Source organism: Paenibacillus sp. J31R98 (assembly GCF_056269245.1).
Map to the genome: position 1 here is coordinate 629,924 of NZ_JBWDNO010000001.1, position 18,872 is coordinate 648,795.

The 18,872-nt window shown below is 50.3% G+C and carries 18 protein-coding genes and 1 pseudogene; 15 read left to right on the top strand and 4 right to left on the bottom strand.

What is annotated here, in order from left to right:
- Positions 1-157 precede the first annotated feature (157 nt).
- From AC0YNX_RS02845 to AC0YNX_RS02865, 5 genes and pseudogenes are all read left to right on the top strand, one after another.
- Entirely contained in the window at positions 158-1,216 is a 1,059-nt protein-coding gene (locus tag AC0YNX_RS02845; RefSeq protein ID WP_475814126.1) for a FecCD family ABC transporter permease, read from the top strand.
- A gap of 3 nt (positions 1,217-1,219) precedes the next feature.
- The gene (locus AC0YNX_RS02850; protein ID WP_475815166.1) at positions 1,220-2,245 is read left to right on the top strand and encodes a FecCD family ABC transporter permease; all 1,026 of its coding nucleotides are present in this window, start codon (positions 1,220-1,222) and stop codon (positions 2,243-2,245) included.
- Positions 2,238-2,423: pseudogene (locus AC0YNX_RS02855) on the top strand (multidrug ABC transporter ATP-binding protein); the annotation flags it as partial. The gene AC0YNX_RS02850 and the pseudogene AC0YNX_RS02855, both read left to right, overlap by 8 nt.
- Before the next feature lie 54 nt (positions 2,424-2,477).
- Positions 2,478-3,512, top strand: coding sequence for a stalk domain-containing protein (locus AC0YNX_RS02860; protein ID WP_475814127.1), 1,035 nt, complete (start codon positions 2,478-2,480; stop codon positions 3,510-3,512).
- A 94-nt stretch (positions 3,513-3,606) separates the two neighbouring features.
- Complete coding sequence (locus tag AC0YNX_RS02865; protein WP_475814128.1) at positions 3,607-4,848, top strand: aminopeptidase; 1,242 nt, start codon at positions 3,607-3,609, stop codon at positions 4,846-4,848.
- A gap of 88 nt (positions 4,849-4,936) precedes the next feature.
- Here the strand turns inward: AC0YNX_RS02865 and AC0YNX_RS02870 are convergent, their stop codons facing one another.
- The 4 genes from AC0YNX_RS02870 to AC0YNX_RS02885 all read right to left on the bottom strand — a co-directional run bounded on the left by AC0YNX_RS02870 (position 4,937) and on the right by AC0YNX_RS02885 (position 6,933).
- Positions 4,937-5,479: a GNAT family N-acetyltransferase gene (locus AC0YNX_RS02870; protein ID WP_475814129.1), complete on the bottom strand. Its 543-nt coding sequence runs from the start codon at positions 5,477-5,479 to the stop codon at positions 4,937-4,939.
- Between the two features lie 69 nt (positions 5,480-5,548).
- The gene (locus tag AC0YNX_RS02875) at positions 5,549-6,181 is read right to left on the bottom strand and encodes a hypothetical protein (RefSeq protein ID WP_475814130.1); all 633 of its coding nucleotides are present in this window, start codon (positions 6,179-6,181) and stop codon (positions 5,549-5,551) included.
- A 16-nt stretch (positions 6,182-6,197) separates the two neighbouring features.
- Positions 6,198-6,605 carry a permease prefix domain 1-containing protein gene (locus AC0YNX_RS02880; protein WP_475814131.1) on the bottom strand — a complete coding sequence of 136 codons (408 nt, stop codon included), beginning with the start codon at positions 6,603-6,605 and terminating at the stop codon, positions 6,198-6,200.
- Between the two features lies 1 nt (position 6,606).
- Positions 6,607-6,933: a PadR family transcriptional regulator gene (locus tag AC0YNX_RS02885; protein ID WP_126017726.1), complete on the bottom strand. Its 327-nt coding sequence runs from the start codon at positions 6,931-6,933 to the stop codon at positions 6,607-6,609.
- Between the two features lie 505 nt (positions 6,934-7,438).
- Between AC0YNX_RS02885 and AC0YNX_RS02890 the strand changes: the two genes are divergently transcribed.
- From AC0YNX_RS02890 to AC0YNX_RS02935, 10 genes are all read left to right on the top strand, one after another.
- On the top strand, positions 7,439-8,317 hold the full coding sequence (locus AC0YNX_RS02890; RefSeq protein WP_475814132.1) for a sugar phosphate isomerase/epimerase family protein: 879 nt from the start codon (positions 7,439-7,441) through the stop codon (positions 8,315-8,317).
- Positions 8,318-8,349: 32 nt separating this feature from the next.
- Positions 8,350-9,342, top strand: coding sequence for a zinc-dependent alcohol dehydrogenase (locus tag AC0YNX_RS02895; protein ID WP_475814133.1), 993 nt, complete (start codon positions 8,350-8,352; stop codon positions 9,340-9,342).
- 5 nt (positions 9,343-9,347) lie between these two features.
- Positions 9,348-10,199: a sugar phosphate isomerase/epimerase family protein gene (locus AC0YNX_RS02900; protein ID WP_475814134.1), complete on the top strand. Its 852-nt coding sequence runs from the start codon at positions 9,348-9,350 to the stop codon at positions 10,197-10,199.
- A 6-nt stretch (positions 10,200-10,205) separates the two neighbouring features.
- Entirely contained in the window at positions 10,206-11,009 is an 804-nt protein-coding gene (locus AC0YNX_RS02905) for an alpha/beta fold hydrolase (protein WP_475814135.1), read from the top strand.
- 18 nt (positions 11,010-11,027) lie between these two features.
- Positions 11,028-11,927 (top strand): sugar phosphate isomerase/epimerase family protein, encoded by a 900-nt coding sequence (locus tag AC0YNX_RS02910; RefSeq protein ID WP_475814136.1) that lies wholly within the window; start codon positions 11,028-11,030, stop codon positions 11,925-11,927.
- A gap of 1 nt (position 11,928) precedes the next feature.
- A complete protein-coding gene (locus AC0YNX_RS02915) occupies positions 11,929-12,741 on the top strand; it encodes a sugar phosphate isomerase/epimerase family protein (protein ID WP_475814137.1) in 813 nt (270 codons plus the stop codon).
- Positions 12,742-12,832: 91 nt separating this feature from the next.
- Positions 12,833-13,639 (top strand): ABC transporter permease, encoded by an 807-nt coding sequence (locus tag AC0YNX_RS02920; protein WP_475814138.1) that lies wholly within the window; start codon positions 12,833-12,835, stop codon positions 13,637-13,639.
- 20 nt (positions 13,640-13,659) lie between these two features.
- On the top strand, positions 13,660-14,559 hold the full coding sequence (locus AC0YNX_RS02925) for a carbohydrate ABC transporter permease (RefSeq protein WP_475814139.1): 900 nt from the start codon (positions 13,660-13,662) through the stop codon (positions 14,557-14,559).
- A gap of 48 nt (positions 14,560-14,607) precedes the next feature.
- Positions 14,608-16,260 carry a type 2 periplasmic-binding domain-containing protein gene (locus AC0YNX_RS02930; RefSeq protein ID WP_475814140.1) on the top strand — a complete coding sequence of 551 codons (1,653 nt, stop codon included), beginning with the start codon at positions 14,608-14,610 and terminating at the stop codon, positions 16,258-16,260.
- A 67-nt stretch (positions 16,261-16,327) separates the two neighbouring features.
- Positions 16,328-18,562 carry a helix-turn-helix domain-containing protein gene (locus tag AC0YNX_RS02935; RefSeq protein WP_475814141.1) on the top strand — a complete coding sequence of 745 codons (2,235 nt, stop codon included), beginning with the start codon at positions 16,328-16,330 and terminating at the stop codon, positions 18,560-18,562.
- The last annotated feature ends 310 nt before the right edge of the window (positions 18,563-18,872 follow it).

Sequence of the window (18,872 nt, forward strand, 5' to 3'; positions counted from 1 at the left end):
AAAGTAACAAATGTTGCTTGACCTGCGCTGCAATAAGGAAAAGATTCGCGTAATGGATGGACAACTTCACTGGAACTCTTTATTATGAAAATAATTCTCAGTTGAACCCGTGCTACGCATCCTTCAGGTACAAGAGGTACATAAGTAAAGGTGGTTTATGATTGTGCAGTCTCAGTCTCACTCGATCTCCCGAGCAGAAGAGCCGGATGTAACGATTCAATCGCGTCCGCTTGCTGCTATTATCCTGCTCATTGTCGGGAGCGCACTGCTCTTGCTCAGCGCTGGGTTATCCATCGCAGTTGGCGCGGCGGATATCTCGCTAGCTACGGTATGGGAGTCGCTCGTTCATTTCAATCCCGATCTGACCTCGCATCAGGTCATTCATCAGCTCCGCATTCCGCGTGTTATCGCAGGAGCACTCACAGGAGCTGCATTCGCAACGGCTGGCGCGCTTATGCAGGGGATGACGCGCAACCCGATTGCAGATTCAGGATTGCTTGGCATTAATGCAGGCTCGGGCCTGCTGCTCGCGGTTTGCTTCGCGTTCTTCCCGGGAATGTCCTTCGTCAATTTGCTGTTCTTCTCGTTCATCGGAGCTGCACTCGCGGCTGTTATCGTATTTGGCGCAGGATCGATGGTGAAGGGCGGTCTGACGCCGGTGCGGCTTGTGCTTGCTGGCGCCGCCGTATCCGCTCTGATGCTTGCGATAAGCGAAGCGATTGCGATTCATTACAACGTCGGCCAAGAGCTTGCATTCTGGTATGCAGGCGGTTTGCAAGGCGTTCAATGGCCGCAGGTGAAGATTATTACGCCTTGGATTCTTGGCAGCATCGCGGTGGCGATTCTCTTGTCCCGCTCCATTACTTTGCTTAGCCTAGGCGATGATATTGCAACAGGACTCGGACAACGTACAGGTCTTGTCAAAGCGATAGGAGCGCTCCTCATTCTCATCTTGGCAGGTGCTTCCGTCTCCGTCGTAGGCGCAGTAGGCTTCGTCGGCTTGATCATTCCGCATGTGGCGCGCTATCTGGTAGGCGTTGACTACCGCTGGATCATTCCGTGTTCCGCTGTGCTCGGCTCGCTGCTTGTTGTACTCGCTGATATCGGCGCAAGAATGTTCAACCCGTTCGCAGAGACGCCGCTAGGCGCGCTCATTGCGATTATTGGCGTGCCGTTCTTCCTCTATCTCGCCATGAACGAGAGGAGGGAGCTGTAGATGATGTCGACTGCCATTCCTGCTTCTTCAGAGGCAGCTCGCCGCAAACGGGCTTTCTCTATTATGACGCTATTATCTGTTCTCATCGTGATTGTCTTCATTATTAGTATGGATACCGGCCAATTGAAACTGACGCCGCATGAGGTATTGAATACCCTGCTCGGCAAAGGCAATGCGAAGCAGGAGCTCATTCTGTTCCAATTCCGGCTTCCGCGCATTGTCATGTCGCTGCTCGTTGGCGCAGCTTTTGCCGTGTCGGGCTGCATCCTGCAAGGGGTCACGCGCAATGTGCTCGCTGATCCGGGCATTCTCGGCATTAACGCCGGCGCAGGACTCGTCGTCGTGCTGTTCATCAGCGTCGTGCCGGTTAGCGGCACGATCTTCCTGCTGCCGCTGCTCGCACTGATCGGTGCGGGAGGTACTGCCGCGCTCATATTCACGCTCGCTTACCGGCGCAATCATGGCATCTCGACGATCCGTATGCTGCTCGTCGGTATCGCCGTAGCGGCCGGAATATCTGCGACGATGCTCGTGCTGACGCTTCGCCTCAACCCCGAACAGTTCAAATTCGTTCAGGTCTGGCTGGCTGGCAGCATCTTGGGCACCGATTGGCGATTCGTGCTCGCGCTTGTACCTTGGCTTGTCGTGCTGCTCCCGCTTGTATTCTTCAAAGCGCGGGTGCTCGACGTCATGAACCTCGGTGATCTTACCGCAAGAGGCCTTGGTACTGCGCTGAGCCGTGAGCGGCTTATCATGTATGCATCTGCTGTCGGATTAGCCGGTGCTGCAGTGGCAGTTGGGGGCGCCATCGGCTTCGTTGGTTTGATCGGCCCGCACGTGGCGAGACGGCTAGTTGGGCCTCAGCATCCGTATTTGCTGCCTGCCTCGGCGCTGGCTGGTGCTCTGCTGCTGATCATATCTGATACTTTCGCACGGTTGTACAACATTCCGACAGGTATAGTCGTTGCTGTGCTCGGTGCGCCTTATTTTCTCTATTTATTAATGCGGACCAAAGGGTCTGTTAGCTAATCTCTCGCAAGGACGGACAACGCTTGTTATCGCGCACCGGCTTGCGACGATCAAGAATGCGGACCGCATCGTCGTCGTGACCGAGGACGGCGTCTCCGAGCAAGGACGGTATGAGGAGCTGCTTGCTGCAGGCGGTCATTACAGCAGGCTGCATCATGCACAGTTCCAACATGCATGAAAGGCGGTATGAATGATGAGGCACAGAAAAACAACCCGTGTTATTTTGGCCCTTATGGCAATCTCCTTTGTTCTTCTAAGTCTCGGAACGCCTACTGCGGCTGCAGAGTCGCAATCGGGACAGGGACAGAACGTTCAGGTCATTATGCAGATTGGTTCATCAACAGCGACTATTAATGGGTATAACCAACAGCTTGATCCTAATCGCCGTAGCGCACCGCAGCTTATCAAAGGCGCAGTGTATCTGCCTGCTTCAAGCATTATGAAATGGTTCGGCGGGAGCAGTTCATGGGATGCGCGTCTGAAGAAGCTGACGTTGACTTACAAGAGTAAAGTTGCTAAGTTGACCCTCAATCAGGCAGCATCGGAAGTAAATGGTGCAACGGTACATCTATCGGCTGTGCCGCTGCTAGTAGATGGACAGTCCATGATTCCGCTGCGTGTATTGGAGCAATTGGGCATCTATGTCTATTGGCACGGCGCGAATAAGTTTATCACGCTTACCGCATCCGTTGCCGGGAAGAGACCTTGGTTCGCAGGGGATCAGTCGGGGAAGCTGAACCAGCTAGAAAGTGTGTATTATGACGGTGGCAAGTCTCGATTTAATTACAAAACAACCTTCCTCCAAGCATGGGGGATGCCGGTTGTCACCATTCGCGGCAACGATCCGTCCCAAGTGCTGAGCGGCTTCGGCGGCAAAGCGGTAATGGAGCATACGATCTTATTTTATCATTCCGATCATGCCTTGCTTCTTGGAAGCGTATGGAAGAGGGATGAGCAGCTTGATGATCAATCCTTTATGAAGCTGAATCATTTGCCTGTGGAGAGCAGTTCGACCTCGACAGTTAAAAAGCTTAGCGTGAAGGAAGCTGATAGCGCGTATCTCATCCACAATGGGAACAACGATACGTTCTGGTCGATGTCCGAATCGGATACGGTCTTGGTATTCAAAAGCAATGATGTGTTTATGCTGGAGCTGGTTCGGGAGAAAGGCATACTCTCGACTGTCTTTGAGGAAGATGTGCGTAAGTATTTCTACGATGATATGATTCCGAATATCTCGATTGGCAAGCTTGGGGCAATGCAATAATGCCTTCCGCTTTTTTGCATCCATCCCATTGACGCTGGTATAATATTTTGCTGAAAGAGATGTTACATAGAGGTTATTTAGAGGAGTGAAAAGAATGAACTCATTCGAGAATCGTTTAGCGCAATATGCAGCACTGGCTGTTGAAGTTGGCGTCAACATTCAACCCGGACAGAAGCTGTGCATTATGACTCAAGTAGAGGCAGCGCCTTACGTACGCCTTGTTGTTAAACGCGCATATGAAATTGGCGCAAGCTACGTCCATGTGGAATGGATAGATGAGGAGATCGTACGTACTCGGCTGGAGAAGTCGCCTGAAGAAGGACTTTCTTTCTATCCAGAGTGGATCGTCGATGGGCGCATTAAACTGGCAGAAGAGGGAGCGGCGTTCTTGTGGATCACAGCTGAGAATCCGGACCTGCTGAAAGGCATCGACGCATCGCGAATCTCCGCCGTGACGAAGCCTGCGCAGACCGCGCTTCAACCGTTCCGCAAATATACGCTCAGCAATGATTGTGCTTGGTCCATCGTAGCGGTACCAACGCCAGAGTGGGCTGAGAAAGTGTTCCCGGAGCTGGGATCGTCGGCTGAGCAAGTGAGTGCGTTGTGGGAAGCGATCTTCGCTGCAACCCGCGTGGATGCGGACAATCCGATCGCTTCTTGGCGTGAGCATGCAGCTGGGCTTCGCAGCAAAGCGGAGCGTCTGAATGAACTTCGATTCAAGGAACTGCGTTACCGCTCTGCTGCGTCAGGGACGGACGTGTCGATTGGTTTGCCGGACGGTCATCTCTGGGTATCCGCAGGAACGAAGAACAAACAGGGCAGCGTGTTTATCCCGAACATGCCGACGGAGGAAGTGTTCACATCGCCACATAAAGATGCTGTGAACGGCACCGTATACAGCAGTAAGCCGCTTAGCTACAACGGCAACTTGATCGACAAGTTCTCGATTACGTTCACGGAAGGACGCATTACGGATTACCAAGCTGAGCAGGGCTATGAAGCGCTCAAAGGGCTTGTTGAGACGGATGAAGGCTCGCATTTCCTCGGAGAGATTGCTCTCGTTCCTTTCCGCTCGCCAATCTCCGATACGAACTTGACGTTCTATAACACCTTGTTCGACGAGAATGCGGCATGCCATCTGGCGATTGGGTTTGCATTCCCGTTCTGTATTGATGGCGGGCTTCAGCTAAGCAAGGAAGAGCTGGCGGAGCGCGGCTTAAACAACAGCTTGACGCATGTTGATTTCATGATCGGAACGGCAGATCTTGATATTGACGGCGTACGCGAGGATGGTTCGCTCGAACCGCTGTTCCGCGGTGGCAACTGGGCATTTTAATTGAAAAAAAACGGACCGAGAACATCTCGGTCCGTTTTTTTTTACCGTGAAACGTTAGCTATGCCGCCCGGAGGACGGCGAGAGCCGGTTACACTTGTTTCAAGAACTTCTCGTATAAGCAAAAGCCGGTTGGCGACGTGCCTTTGAACGTGTAGCCCATTCCGCTGTAAAACTTGTTCAGCGTTTCATTGCTTGCAATGCAATCGAGGCGGATGCGGTCCTTGCCGGGGAACGAAACGCCTTCCTCCGCCCATCTTACGATGTCAGCGCCAATGCCTTGTCCGGCATATTCACGATTGATCGCGAGACGATGGAGGTAGACGATCGATTCATGTCCATCTGGTCCCCACAAACCGTGATCCCACTCGCCGGGCACCTGCATAAGCAATACGATGCCTGCGAGCGTGTCGCCGTCCTTGAACATGAAGAGCTCGCCTTTCTCGATATGTCCAGTCACATTATGGTGATCCTCGCCGTCTAGTAGCGCGCTCCACTGTGTGGAACCTTTGCTTTGCAACCAGCGTGCTGTGCCGACAAGCAGGTTCATTATGTCAGCAGCGTCAGAGGCTTGAGCTTGTACGACGCGGATACGATCGTTTGCGTATTCTTGTTGCATTGTGAATGCTAGCATAGATGAGTTCTCCATTTTAGTAAGTGTAGTGTAGCTCTGATCTATTGTAGCATTCGGTGCTTCCGGCAATCAAACCGGCGGACGTTTGGCATAATAATGCATGCTGAGCGGCCACCAAATCACAGCGAAGATCGGATAGATCGCCCAAACTTCATCTGGTGACGAGATTGCGTTCACTGTAATGAAGAGCGCGCTCGTCAGCAGTGATGCGCACAGCGAGAAGTCGAAATATCTGCGCGATCGCGTGAAATAGATGGACATTGGCCACCATAGGATTCCATACGCTACGAAGATAATCCATGGGTATCCCGGCGAGAATAGCAGGTTAAGAACGCCATACGAACCGATGATTAGGATACTGCTGATAATCGCCATGCCAAGCGTAGCAGCGTAACGGCCGGCGAGCATGATGATTGGCCACCAGATGACGGCTAGCGCCGGGTACAAGAACCAAGGATGGCCTGAGCCTTGGATAATATTTTCCCAAATAAGATAGAGAATAAGCAGAAGTGTCGTGACTAGCGAGTATTGCTTGATTCGTCCTGTCGCTGCAAAATACATCGCGATCGGCCACTGTATGAGCGCGAAGGCAGGATGGACGAACCATAAGTAATCCGGTGATGTAATAATGTTCACGATGAGCAGAAAGATGATGGTCATGATGCTGCCGGTCACGGCAAAGTTTGCACGATGGTTCCTCATAGCGGCGCCTCCTTATTTACCAGCCTAGCCACTTGTAGAACATGACAAGCGGCCACCAAGCAACTACGAATGCTGGGTACACGAACCAGATGGTGTTTGGCGTGTAGTACATGTTTATGAACAAGAAGAAGGCAATTATGAGGCATGTCCCCCAAATCGAGAAGCCTAAGTGCAAGCCGAACCGCTTGCGTGGATCCATTACAGGCTTGAAGCTAATAACGCCGAGCTCTTGCTTGATGTCTGAAATATCGCCGAACTCAACAATGGCTTTGTTCGTTGCATCTTCTTCGCTCTTGCCGGCACGCATAAGGTCGTACACTTTTTCTTCGAGGTTCTGCGTAATTTCCTCTTGAATCGATTGCTTCTGCTCGCTGTCCGGTATATCGCGAAACCATTCCTCAACATGTGTGTTAATCTTCTTCATTCTACAATCCCTCCATGAAAATATTGACGATCTCTTTAATTTCGTTCCATTCTTCAACCGTTTCCTTCAAGTAGGCTCGTCCAAGCTTCGTGATCTTGTAGTAGCGCCGCTTGCTGCCATGCGATACGTCACCCAAATACGATTCGATCAGCTCTTTGCGTTCGAGCCGTTGGAAGACGGCATACAGCGTTGCTTCCTTGATTTGGAACCGATCATCCGTCCGCACGCTGATTTCCTTGGAGATCTCATAGCCATAGCGGTCTTCTTCGTATATAAGCCGCAAAATAATCGCATCGAGATGTCCGCGAATGATGTCACTTCGAATCATGCAAGGTCCTCCTGTAAATCATAATCCTATGCCTGTCGTACGTGACGCTGTTGTACTCTGTCACATAGTGCTCTACCAGACATAGTTCTATCTGATGGAGTAAATTTAACATAGATTACTCTATGTGTCAAAGTAATTGTTAGAACTAATTTATTTCGGTGTATGAAGGAGGTGGAATGAACCAGGATATTGAGTCCTTGGTGTGTTTACTGAATAGAAGCAGCTGTTAAAGAAACCACTCATGCAGTGGATTTTTTTATTTTATACCCGTTTCCCTTGAAGCCGCACTTGCCATGATAGACCTGAATCTACAGTAGATAATCGATAATTTGTTAAGTGGCGGATTTTGGTTTACAGATCCTCGTCTATCCTTGATTCATATGGGTTAGCGTTAATGTATGTAAAGCGGATAATTGATAATTGTGCACGTGCGTTCCGTCCTCCTATACTTGGCATTGCAAGCGCTTACGGTTTACATAATGAGTGACTGGGGGATTGAGCATTGATGCGATTGGGCGGCCCGATCTTTAAAGCCGGGGAACGCGATCCGGCAAAGCTGGTGAAGGTTCATCAAAGGCTTGGCTATTCCGCGGCCTACTGCAGCTATATTGCAGATGCAAATGAGCGGGAAGAATTCAAGCATGCTTTTCGTGAGGCGGATATTGTGCTCGCTGAATTAGGGGCCTATTGCATCAACATATCGGACCCGGATATGGGGCAGCAGGAGAAGAACATTGTTGAAATTATGACTCGTCTCAGGCAGGCAGAGGAGATGGGGGCGGTCTGCTGTGTGATGCATGGCGGCAGCTACAACAACATGGGTTGCGTAATGAGCCATCGGGATAACTTCACGGAAGCGAACGTCGAACATAATATCCGGGTTATCCAGCGCATTATCGATGAAGTGCAGCCGAGCACAACAAAGCTTGTTCTAGAGACCGAATCTTATGTATTGCCGGACAATCCGGATCTTTATCTGCAGATGCTCAAGGGAATTAATCGAGATGCGTTTGCTGTACATCTGGATCCCGTCAACATGACCTCAGACCCGAGGCGTGTGTATTACAACGGTGATTTCATCCGTGAATGCTTTGAAAAGTTAGGCCCTTATATCGTCAGCTGCCATGCGAAAGATACCAATTTGATTCATCATGCCACAACGCAGATTACCGAAACCTTTGTGGGGAACGGCACGCTGGATTACGATGTTTACCTCTCCGAGCTCAGCAAGCTGCCGCAGGAGCCATCGCTCATGATTGAGCACTTAAGCGGAGATGAACTTCCTGCCGCCCTGGATTATCTCTTCGGTAAAGTAGAGAAATTGGGAATTTCATTCAAGTATGGCGAGAAGCGCGAAGTGTTCGGAGCTGGAGGCACCCGTTAGTTCTTATATTGATACATAAGGAGAGTTGAGATATGAAGCAGGCAGCAATTACTGGCGAGAGGAAAGCGGATCTCGTGGATAAGGAAATGCCAGAGTTGAAAGAAGGCTGGGCATTGGTGAAAATCCATGCTGCCCCGATGTGCGCCGAATACAAGGGCTTCGTGCATGGTCACAAGAATGACTGCCTTGGTCATGAGGCGGTGGGTGAAGTCATTCAGGCGGCTCCGGGCTGCAAAGTACAACCGGGCGATAGAGTCGCGGTCATGCCTCAATATCCGTGCGGGGAATGTGAATTATGCGTCCAAGGAGACTACATCCATTGCGAGCACAACTTGAATTATCACGCGGCGACGATGAGCCAGTTTATCGCCAAGCCTTCCGCGCTTCTCCCGAAAATTCCGGATGATGTTCCTTATGAGAAAGCTAGTCTTGCTTGCTGCGGATTAGGACCGTCTCACGGAGCCTTCGAACGGATGGGAGTCGATGCCTTCTCGACGGTATTGATTACCGGTCTTGGACCGGTCGGCCTGGGGGCGATCGTGAATGCCAAGTATCGGGGTGCAACTGTAATCGCCGTAGAGATGCAGGAGTATCGGATTAACCTCGCCAAACAGCTTGGAGTGGATCATATCATTGATCCTCGGGATCCGGAGGCTGTGCAGAAAATCAAAGCGTTGACTCGAGGAAAAGGAGCGGACTGCGGACTGGAATGCTCCGGGGTAGTCGCTGCGCACCGTCTGCAGATCGATTCCATCAAGCGGTTGGGTCAGATATGCTTCGTCGGCGAATGCGGGGAAGAAACGGCGATACGCGTGAGTCCGGACCTGATCCGAAAGGGGATTTCCCTGACAGGCTCCTGGCACTATAATATCAATCATTTTCCTAAAATTATGGAAGTCATTCAACATTCACCGCTGCTTGACACGTTTATTACCCACGTGATTCCGATGAGCCGAATCCAAGAAGCGTTTGAGGTGTCAGCTTCCCAGCTTAACGGCAAGATTATTCTGAAGCCCTGGGAGTGAGTGCTTTGAAAATAGGGATGAACTTGTTGTTATGGACCGATTCGCCGAGCGCGGAACATCATGCCAGCCTATTTCGGCAAATCAAGGAGTGGGGCTTTGACGGGATCGAGGTTCCGATCGATGGGCTGGATTTGAAGGAGGCTTCGGCAATCGGACTCGTACTGAAAGATTTGCAGCTTGGGTGTACAACGATATCCGCGCTTGACGCTTCTGTTGCGGACCCTGCGAGCCGTGATGCATCGCTTCGGCGGGCGGCGGTGGAAGCGCTTAAGCGAAACCTTGAACATTCACGAGCGGCTGGTGCGGACCTCATGTGCGGCCCATTATTCCAGGGACTCGGGCGGTTTACAGGGAGAGGTCCGGAGGCTGACGAATGGAGCTATGCGGTAGAGACAATCCGAGAAGCCGGCGAATACGCGCAAACGCTCGGCATTACGATCGCGCTTGAGCCGCTTAACCGATTTGAGATGTATATGGCGAATACGCTTGCAGACGGTGTCCGCTTCGTGAGTCAGGTTAGCCTTCCGAATGTCGGGCTGCTGGCGGATACCCATCATGGAAACGTGGAAGAAAACCATGTTCCGAGTGCATGGCGAGGTGCAAGCGAGCATATTGCGCATGTACATATCTCGGAGAACAACCGCGGAGTTCCGGGGAGCGGGCATGCCGTGACGCCCGAGATATTCGATGCCCTACAGGATATCGGGTATGACGGCTGGCTGACGATCGAAGCCTTCGGCACTACTGTGCAGGGGCTGATCCCGAGGTTGCATCTGTGGCGTTCTTACTCGGAACACAACGATGATGCCGCACGTTTAGGACTAACGTTTATCCGTGAAAGTCTGAAAGCGAGGTGAGATCCAATGCCTATCGTAACAACCAATGGCATTCAGCTCCATTATGAAGAACGCGGAAGCGGAGAGCCTTTAATTCTTCTTATGGGTCTTGGGGCAGACGGACCGACCTGGGAGGACCACGTGAAGGCTTACGAGCAGAACTTCCGCTGCATTCTGGTGGATAATCGCGGTGCGGGCCGCTCTGATAAGCCGAATGGCCCCTATACGACAAGAATGATGGCGGAAGACACAGCAGGCTTGATGGCAGCTCTTGGAATCGAAAAGGCGCATGTCTCTGGCATTTCCATGGGGAGCGGAATCGCTCAGGAGCTTGCGCTGCTTGCACCGGAGCGGATTCGATCGCTGACGCTGATTGCTTCATGGGATCGATGCGACCAATACACCGCTCGGATCTTCGAAGCCTTCCGCTCGCTGCGTGCGGAAGCCGACCCTGTTTCATTCAACCGGCTATTGCAGTTATGGATTTTTACGCCCGAGTGGCATATCAACAGGCTTGACGATCTGCTGCAAAGAGAGGAAGCGGGAAAGGCGTATCCATATCCCATGCCACTCCACGCGTTCCAAGCCCAGTGTGATGCCTGTATCTCGCATGATACGCATGACCGGCTGCATGAGATCCGGATACCCGTGTTGATTACCTCGGGAGATATGGATTTGTTTACACCATTGCATTATTCGGAGAAGATCGCTGAAGCCATTCCTGGCGCGGAGCTTGCAGTGTTCCGGGGCGGCGGCCATACGCACCACTGGGAGAAGCTCGATCAGTTTAACGAAACCACGCTGTCGTTTCTTCTAAAACATAGCAGTTAAATGAAGGAGGTCAGGACGATGATGAATCCGAAAATCTCGATCGGCTCCTGGGCATTTGCATTCGGGCCATTTGCTGCCTCACCCTGGCCATTCTCTCGCATTCTTCAATACGCGCAAGGAGCAGGCTTTGACGGTGTGGAGATCAACGGCTTCGCGCCTCATCCGACACCGGCAAGCCATCCTACGCAAGAGAGCAGACTTGCGCTGTTACGGGAGATCGAATCGTACGGACTTGGGATATCGGGCTACGCACCGGACTTTACTATGGTACCGCCGGCGCTTGTCGAAAAAGAGCGGTATCTGGAACGGCTGCGGAGTTATATCGCGTTTTCCAGTGATCTGGGGATTACAACGATTCGGGTCGATACGGTAAGCCCGCCTGAACATCTGGAGGAAGAGGAATACGCTGAGCGGTTTGATCGACTCGCGGAAACCTGGAGGGCTTCCGCCGAGTTGGCTGAACAGTCAGGCATGTGTATCGTATGGGAATTCGAGCCCGGCTTCTGGCTGAACAAGCCGAGCGAAGTCAAACAAATGGTGGAGACGATTCATCATCCTGCTTTTCAAATCCTGTTCGATACAAGCCATGCTTATATGAGCGGCGTCATAGGCGCAAGGCATGACGGGGAGAAGGAGATTCTTCAAGACGGTGTCATGGAATATGCGCGTATGCTAAGCGGGCATATCGGACACCTCCATCTCATCGATTCCGACGGAACGCTGCATGACGAAGAAACCAGTACCCATGCAGAATTCGGTGCCGGGTACATCGAATTTCGTGAAATCTTGACCGAATTGAGACCGGTTATCGCAAAACTGGACTGGTGGTGCGTAGACTTCTGTTTTAATGCACAGGTGGAAGCATGGGGCAAAGCTTCGGTGCCCTTCATAAGGGATCGGATTAAGGAGGTGGGCTGAAATGGCGATTAAATTCGGCTGCCAGACCTACACTTGGCAGATGTCCTATGACAAATTCAAGGATTCCTTTGCCGACATCCTGGACACGATTCAGGCATCAGGTTTTAGCGGCGTTGAAGCTGAGGTTTGTATGCTTGGCAGCTTTTACGACGACCCCATGCTGCTGAAAGAAGCTCTGTCGGCAAGGGGGTTGGAGCTGGCTGCGTTGACATTGGCACTTCCTTGGCTGCATCGGGAGGAGACGGATGAAGAGAAGGCAGAAGCAGACCGGCTTATCGCTTATTTGGGTCATTTTCCGGAAGCGCGTCTGATTCTGGTACAGCTTCCGGGAGCAGACCGGTCGAATCTCGAAGGACGGCAAGTCCATGCGCTGAGCTGCGTCAATTCGGTGGCGGAGCGCGCTAGTAGCCAAGGTATTATCTGCGCCTATCATCCGAACTCTCCTCCCGGATCGGTCTTTCGTACCAAAGAGGATTATGCCGTGATGTTCGCGGGATTGGACGAGAGATACGTGGGGTATTGCCCAGATTCGGGACATATCGCAAGCGGTGGTATGGATGCGACAGCCATGTTCAGCGAGAAGGGATCTATCATTCGCCACGTGCATTTCAAGGATATATCCGCTGACAAACAGTGGCGAACGATGGGAGGGGGCATACTTGACCATCCTGCTATCGTGGATTTCCTGAAGAAAATGGGTTATGACGGCTGGATTATGGTCGAAGAAGAATCTGAACTGGCTGAGAAAGAACCGGATCATGCAACGAGGATAAACGGGAAATATGTGCTTGAGGTGCTGCATGAACGAGCATAGGCTGATTCGGAAACGGTTTGCGAGATATTGGCAATTATATGTACTCCTTCTTTTACCGCTAGCGTACATCATCATTTTTAAATATGTTCCTATGCTCGGTGTACAGATCGCATTTAAGAACTACAACATCGTGAAGGGGGTATGGGGAAGCGACTGGGTTGGGTTGCAGTACTTTCGTCAGTTCTTCCGGTCCCCGAACTTCTGGCCCATTCTGAAGAATACGTTTGAGATCAGCATGGTAACGCTGCTTTTCAATTTCCCGGCTCCGATCATCTTGGCCTTGTTTTTGAACGAAATTCGCACCGGGTTTTTCAAGAAAACCGTCCAGATGGTTACTTACGCACCTCATTTCATCTCAACGGTCGTCATGAGCGGGATGATCCTTCTGTTCCTTTCCCCGACGGGGGAGATCGGCAAGTTATTCGGGTTCTTCGGTGCGAAAGCCGCCAATTATCTGGGGAGCGCGCAGGATTTTAAATATGTTTATGCAATAACAGATATGTGGCAGCATATGGGCTATGCCTCCATTATTTATCTAGCGGCGCTTTCTGGCATCAATCCGGATCTATACGAGGCTGCCCGTGTGGACGGAGCATCACGCTTCAAGAAGATACTGAATGTGGATCTTCCGGGCATCATGCCGGCTATTATCGTACTTCTTATATTAAGCACGGGTGATGTGCTGAATGTTGGGTTTGAGAAGACATACCTACTGCAAAATTCGCTCAATCTTCCCGGCTCCGAGGTCATTGCCACCTATGTCTACAAAGTAGGGCTTATCAATGCAAACTACAGCTACTCCACAGCGATCGGCGTTTTCAATTCGGCGATTACCTTCATTCTCTTGGTCCTCGTCAATGGTATCTCGCGGCGATTCTCGGAACACAGCCTATGGTGAAGACGAAAGGGGGCGCCCGCATGTCGAGGCCGATTAGAATCAAAGAGAGCCGGGGTGATCTAATCTTCCTGGGCATGATCTATACGATCTTATTTATGATACTCGTCATCGTAGCCTATCCGCTGCTCAATGTCGTCAGTTCTTCTTTCAGTGACTCCGATGCCGTCATTCAGGGGCGCGTCACTATTTTTCCAATTGAACCCACAATTGCGGCATATAAAGCGATTTTTGAAAGCTCGCAGTTGCTGAGAGGCTATTTGAATTCTATATTCTACACGGTAGCAGGCTTGCTGGTTCAAGTATCCTTGACCGTTATGATTGCTTATCCGCTTGCGCGAAGACAGCTCTATGGCAGAGGACTAATCATGGGTCTAATGGTTTTCACGATATTTTTCAGCGGCGGTCTGATCCCCACTTATTTGGTTGTCAAATCGCTAGGCATCCTTGACACACGGCTCGCATTAATCCTTCCCGGTGCCTTGGCGGTATTTCAGGTCATTGTCTCCCGGACTTTCTTCCAAACCAGTGTTCCGGATGAAATGTACGAAGCTGCAGAGCTAGACGGCTGTAGTGAGTTCGGTATCTTCTGGCGGGTTGTACTGCCGCTTGCAAAGCCAATCCTTGCGGTACTGGTACTCATTTACGGAGTGAACAATTGGAATGCCTATTTCGACGCAATGATTTACCTGAATTCAGACCACTTGTTCCCGCTGCAGCTGATCTTGCGCAACATTCTTATTCTGAATACGCAGCCCGGAAAAATCATTGCCGATCCTGAGCGTATGATTGCTCTTCAACGAATCGCGACACTTCTTAAATATGCCTTGATCGTAGTGGCAAGCCTTCCGGTTCTGATTTTCTATCCGTTTATTCAGAAGTACTTCGTCCAAGGTATGATGATCGGTTCGTTGAAAGGCTAATCAAATAGACATGGCTTGACTATATATCCTATGGGAGGTTTATCGTTCATGAGGAAATTGTTAGGATTGCTATTGGCCGTCGTGCTTGTACTCAGTGCATGCTCGTCAAATTCCGACTCCAATTCGAGTACGGGGAACACGAGCGATACAGCTGTCAATAAAGACGGGAATTCGGGGAACTCCGCATCCGCGGGCGCTACAATTTCACTCCCCGCATTCAGTGTTCAGTCTTCTGCGATTCAGGATTATGACAATAACGACCTGACCAAGAAGATAGCTGAACAATTCAATGTGGATATTAAATGGACGCTTGTACCGGGAGACGCAGTGCTGGAGAAGCAGAATGTGCTTCTTGCAAGCGGGAACTACCCGGCAGTTTTCTTCGGCGGCGATTTTAACCAAAATGACCAGATCAAGTATGGTCAGAGCGGGATCCTGATTCCGTTGAATAAACTCATTGATCAGTACGGTCCCAATATTAAAGCTGCCTTCGAGAAATCGCCTTACCTGCTCAAGGGCGTGACGGCACCGGACGGTAACATCTATGCTTTGCCTGGACTGGAAGAATGCTATCATTGTGATTACGCTCAAAAGCTATATATCAATAAAGAATGGCTGGCAAAGCTTAATCTGCAGATGCCGACCACAACCGATGAGCTCTACAATGTCTTGAAATCGTTTAAAGAGAATGATCCCAACGGCAACGGGGTACAGGATGAAATTCCGCTCACAGGAGCGACCAAGTGGTGGCACGGGGAACCGACTTACTATCTGATGAATTCTTTTATATACGCGACGGATAGCGAGTTTCTTACTTTACATGACGGGAAGGTCGATATTTCGGCTAATAAGCCGGAATGGAAAGAAGGGTTGGCTTATATTAGAAAGCTATATCAAGAGGGCTTGATCGATCCTCAGGCGTACACACAAAACTTCGAGGGTTTGCAGAAGGTTGCTGACAACCCCGACACGGTTATTATGGGAGCTTACACTGGCGGATGCTGTTCGGTAACTGTTGGTGATGATGGCAGATGGACGCAGTACGAAGTTGTCCCTCCGGTCAAAGGCCCTGGAGGAGCTCAGTTCACGGGTTACTTCGGCGGCAGCGTGGGAAGCGGACTCTTTGCGATTACGAGCAAGGCCAGTGAAGAGCAGCAGATCGCGGCGATCAAGATCGTTGATTACCTCTTCTCTCAGGATGGATCGCTTGATGAAATGTATGGTCCTAAGGGGATTGGCTGGAATGACGCGAAACCAGATGAGAAGGGAATCGACGGGAAGTCGGCGTTATATTCGGCGACCGAGCCTTATCAACGTGAGGATAAGCGTAGCGTGACTTGGGATAACGGACTGAAGTATACGCCGGCGGAACTCTTTAACGGTCGTGCCCAAGGACAGGATATTACCAAGCCGGACGGCTTCGAACGCTATCTTGCCGTTCAGACTGATAAACTGGTTCCGTTCAAGCCTCAAGAGTCATTTCCTCTTGCCATCTGGTACAACCCGGAGGAAGCGCAGAATATCGCACAGCTAAAGACGGATATCATGAATTACATTAATACGAATGCGCTTCAGTTTATTACCGGCAGCAATGATCTAGAGAAGGATTGGGATAGCTATGTAAAAGGATTTGATGGTCTTGGATTGAATACTTATATTGACGCTAACCAGAAGGCATACGACGAACAGTATAAAAAGTAGCATGTATTTTGACGGATTCCGGGTCTGCCATTGTAGGCAGACTCGCTTCCGGTTGTGGGGGATGCCGATGAAACGACCATGGTATTACCGTATGCTTCTCTCGTATCTGCCGATTGTTTTCTTTATCTCCTCTTTCCTGTTCTTTATTTTTTTTCAGGAATTAAGCGCGCAGTCCAAGAGAGATGCGGTAAAAGCGAACAGGGTGCTCAATCTTCTCGCCATGGATAAAGTGGAGAATTCACTTTCTACCATAGATTATGCCATGGTCGATTTCTCTTTGAACAACATTGTGCTGAACCGGTTTTTTCAGGCAGACAACAAGCAGAACGTTGTGCTGAACAAGGACGTTCTGAAGGAGATCGACGTCTTCAAAAGACAGAATTCTCTCGTGGATTCTGTCTATCTATTCCGTCCCGGCGACAATGTCGTTTTGACGGAAAATTATATGTTTGCCGAGGATGAGTTTCCCGGAAGGGCATACATACAAGACGTCATGCGGGCAAAGGGATCCGTGAAATGGACAACGCCTCACCTGTATCAGGTGTTCGATAAGTCCGTACCCAAGCAAGTGGTAACGCTTGCAAGAGTCCATTTTACGGTGCTTGGTGAGCGTTGTTTGATCGTGGTTAATGTCAAGATCGATTCACTAAGGCAGCTGGTCGAGCAAACCTATAATAAGGATGTGAGCTTCGTCTCCATCGCGGGTCCCCAAGGGACGGACATTCTTGGCAATCCCGATGATCAGGACGACCGTCAGGTATTGGCAGTGAATAAGTCGGATTATTTGAATTGGACATTCAGCAGCGGACTTGAAGATGGCAAGCTCAGTACATTTGTTTTTGAAATATCCAAACTCTGGTTGCTGCTTGGCGTTGTAGTCGTTCTGCTAGGTCTGATCGCAATCGTCTTCATCACCAGAAGAAATTATCGCCCGCTTGAGAACGTCGTCGCCCAGATCCAGTCCCTCGTGAGCGACAAGCCTAAGCAAGCAAAAGCAGGTGCCAATGAGTTTATGCTGATCGAGACGGCGATCGAGGATTTGAAGAAACGATCAACCATGAACGATAAGCGTCATGAAGAAGAGATGACACTTCGGAAAAAGCATTTTCTATATGAGGTCATCGAGGGTGTTCGGCTTATCAGTGACGATGAATGGGCGGCCGAAATGGCCAATTACGGTCTTCCCTTTTCCATACATGGTGCACAAGTGCTTGCGGTAGAAATCGATAACTATGCTGACTTTTGCAGCCGTTTCTCAAAGAAGGACCAGTTTTTGCTGATGTACGCCATTCATAATTGCGCAAAAGAAATGTTTCACCAACATAACCTGGCGAGCTGGAGCGAGTGGGTTACCGGAAAGAGGCTAATCTGCATCGCCTTGCAATCCGCCGGAAGCCATGATGAGACTACGAGGCAGGCGTGCGAGGAATTTCTTGCGTGGGTAGCTCGCCATTTGCCTCTGACCGTATCGATCGGCAAAGGGTCAGTAGCCCTCCATCATGATCAAATCACAGTCTCTTATCACGAAGCGCTTGAGGCTATTACCTACAAGTTTTTCAAAGGGTTCGGGACGGTTATCGGCTTCAGTGAAACCAAAATGAAGCATGGTGCTGAGCTGTTTTCCTATCTTCAGTCGATCCGCTCGCTAGCGCAGGATTATCGGATGGGAGCACCGGGATGGGAAGTGACCCTTCATCAGCTGTTTCATGATATTCGCTTCGCACAGCTGTCGAAGGATGACGTGATCAGCCTACTCAACTATTTGATCTTTCACTTGGAACGATCGATTGGCGAGCTGGCGCCGGAATACCAGAAGCTGTGGAAAGAGAATGGAATTTCGACGTTGACCGATGTGTTGGATAACACGGAGACGCTGCATGAAATTCAAATGCAGTTCCTCGCTGTACTTTGTGAAATGAGTGAGCTCATCGGCAGCGTTTCCGAAGCCAATCACCACCATCAGCTCCTGCTTGAAGTGCGCGGCTTTATAGAATTGAATTATACGGACCCGGATATGTCACTTGACCGTCTTAAGGATCAATTCGGATTGAGCCAGAAATACCTCAGCCAATTGTTCAAGGATAAATTCGGGGAAGGGTTCATGGACTTTCTGATCCGGCTGCGGATGGAGCATGCGAAAGAGCTGCTCCGAACAACCTCGGACACAGTTCAATCCATAGCAGGCAGAAGCGGATATTCGAACGTGATCTCATTTACACGCGCGTTTAAGAAAGTAAGTACGATGTCTCCTGGGGATTACAGAAGGCAGGAATCTCGGCCAAGAATCACACACGAAGGCTAACATCTACCGATAAACGATTATTGCTGGTAAGCAAAGGCTGCAAAGAGACAGCCTCAGGATGTAGTGAAACCCATGTCTTCTATGAGAAGACATGGGTTTCTTTTCTATTTCTTGCCTCTAGTTTTTCGTGGTTGAGGGAGGCGTATGCCTCCTTATACCTCTGTTCTAAGTGGTGGGCGATCAACGTGAGATTATGTTACATATTGATTCGTTTAGTCAGTATTATCAGCTCCTTGCACCTGGATGAGGCTCGCTTCGATTCCATTCGTTAAGGATCCAGATAGGTTGAATTTGCTCCTTTTGAACGATA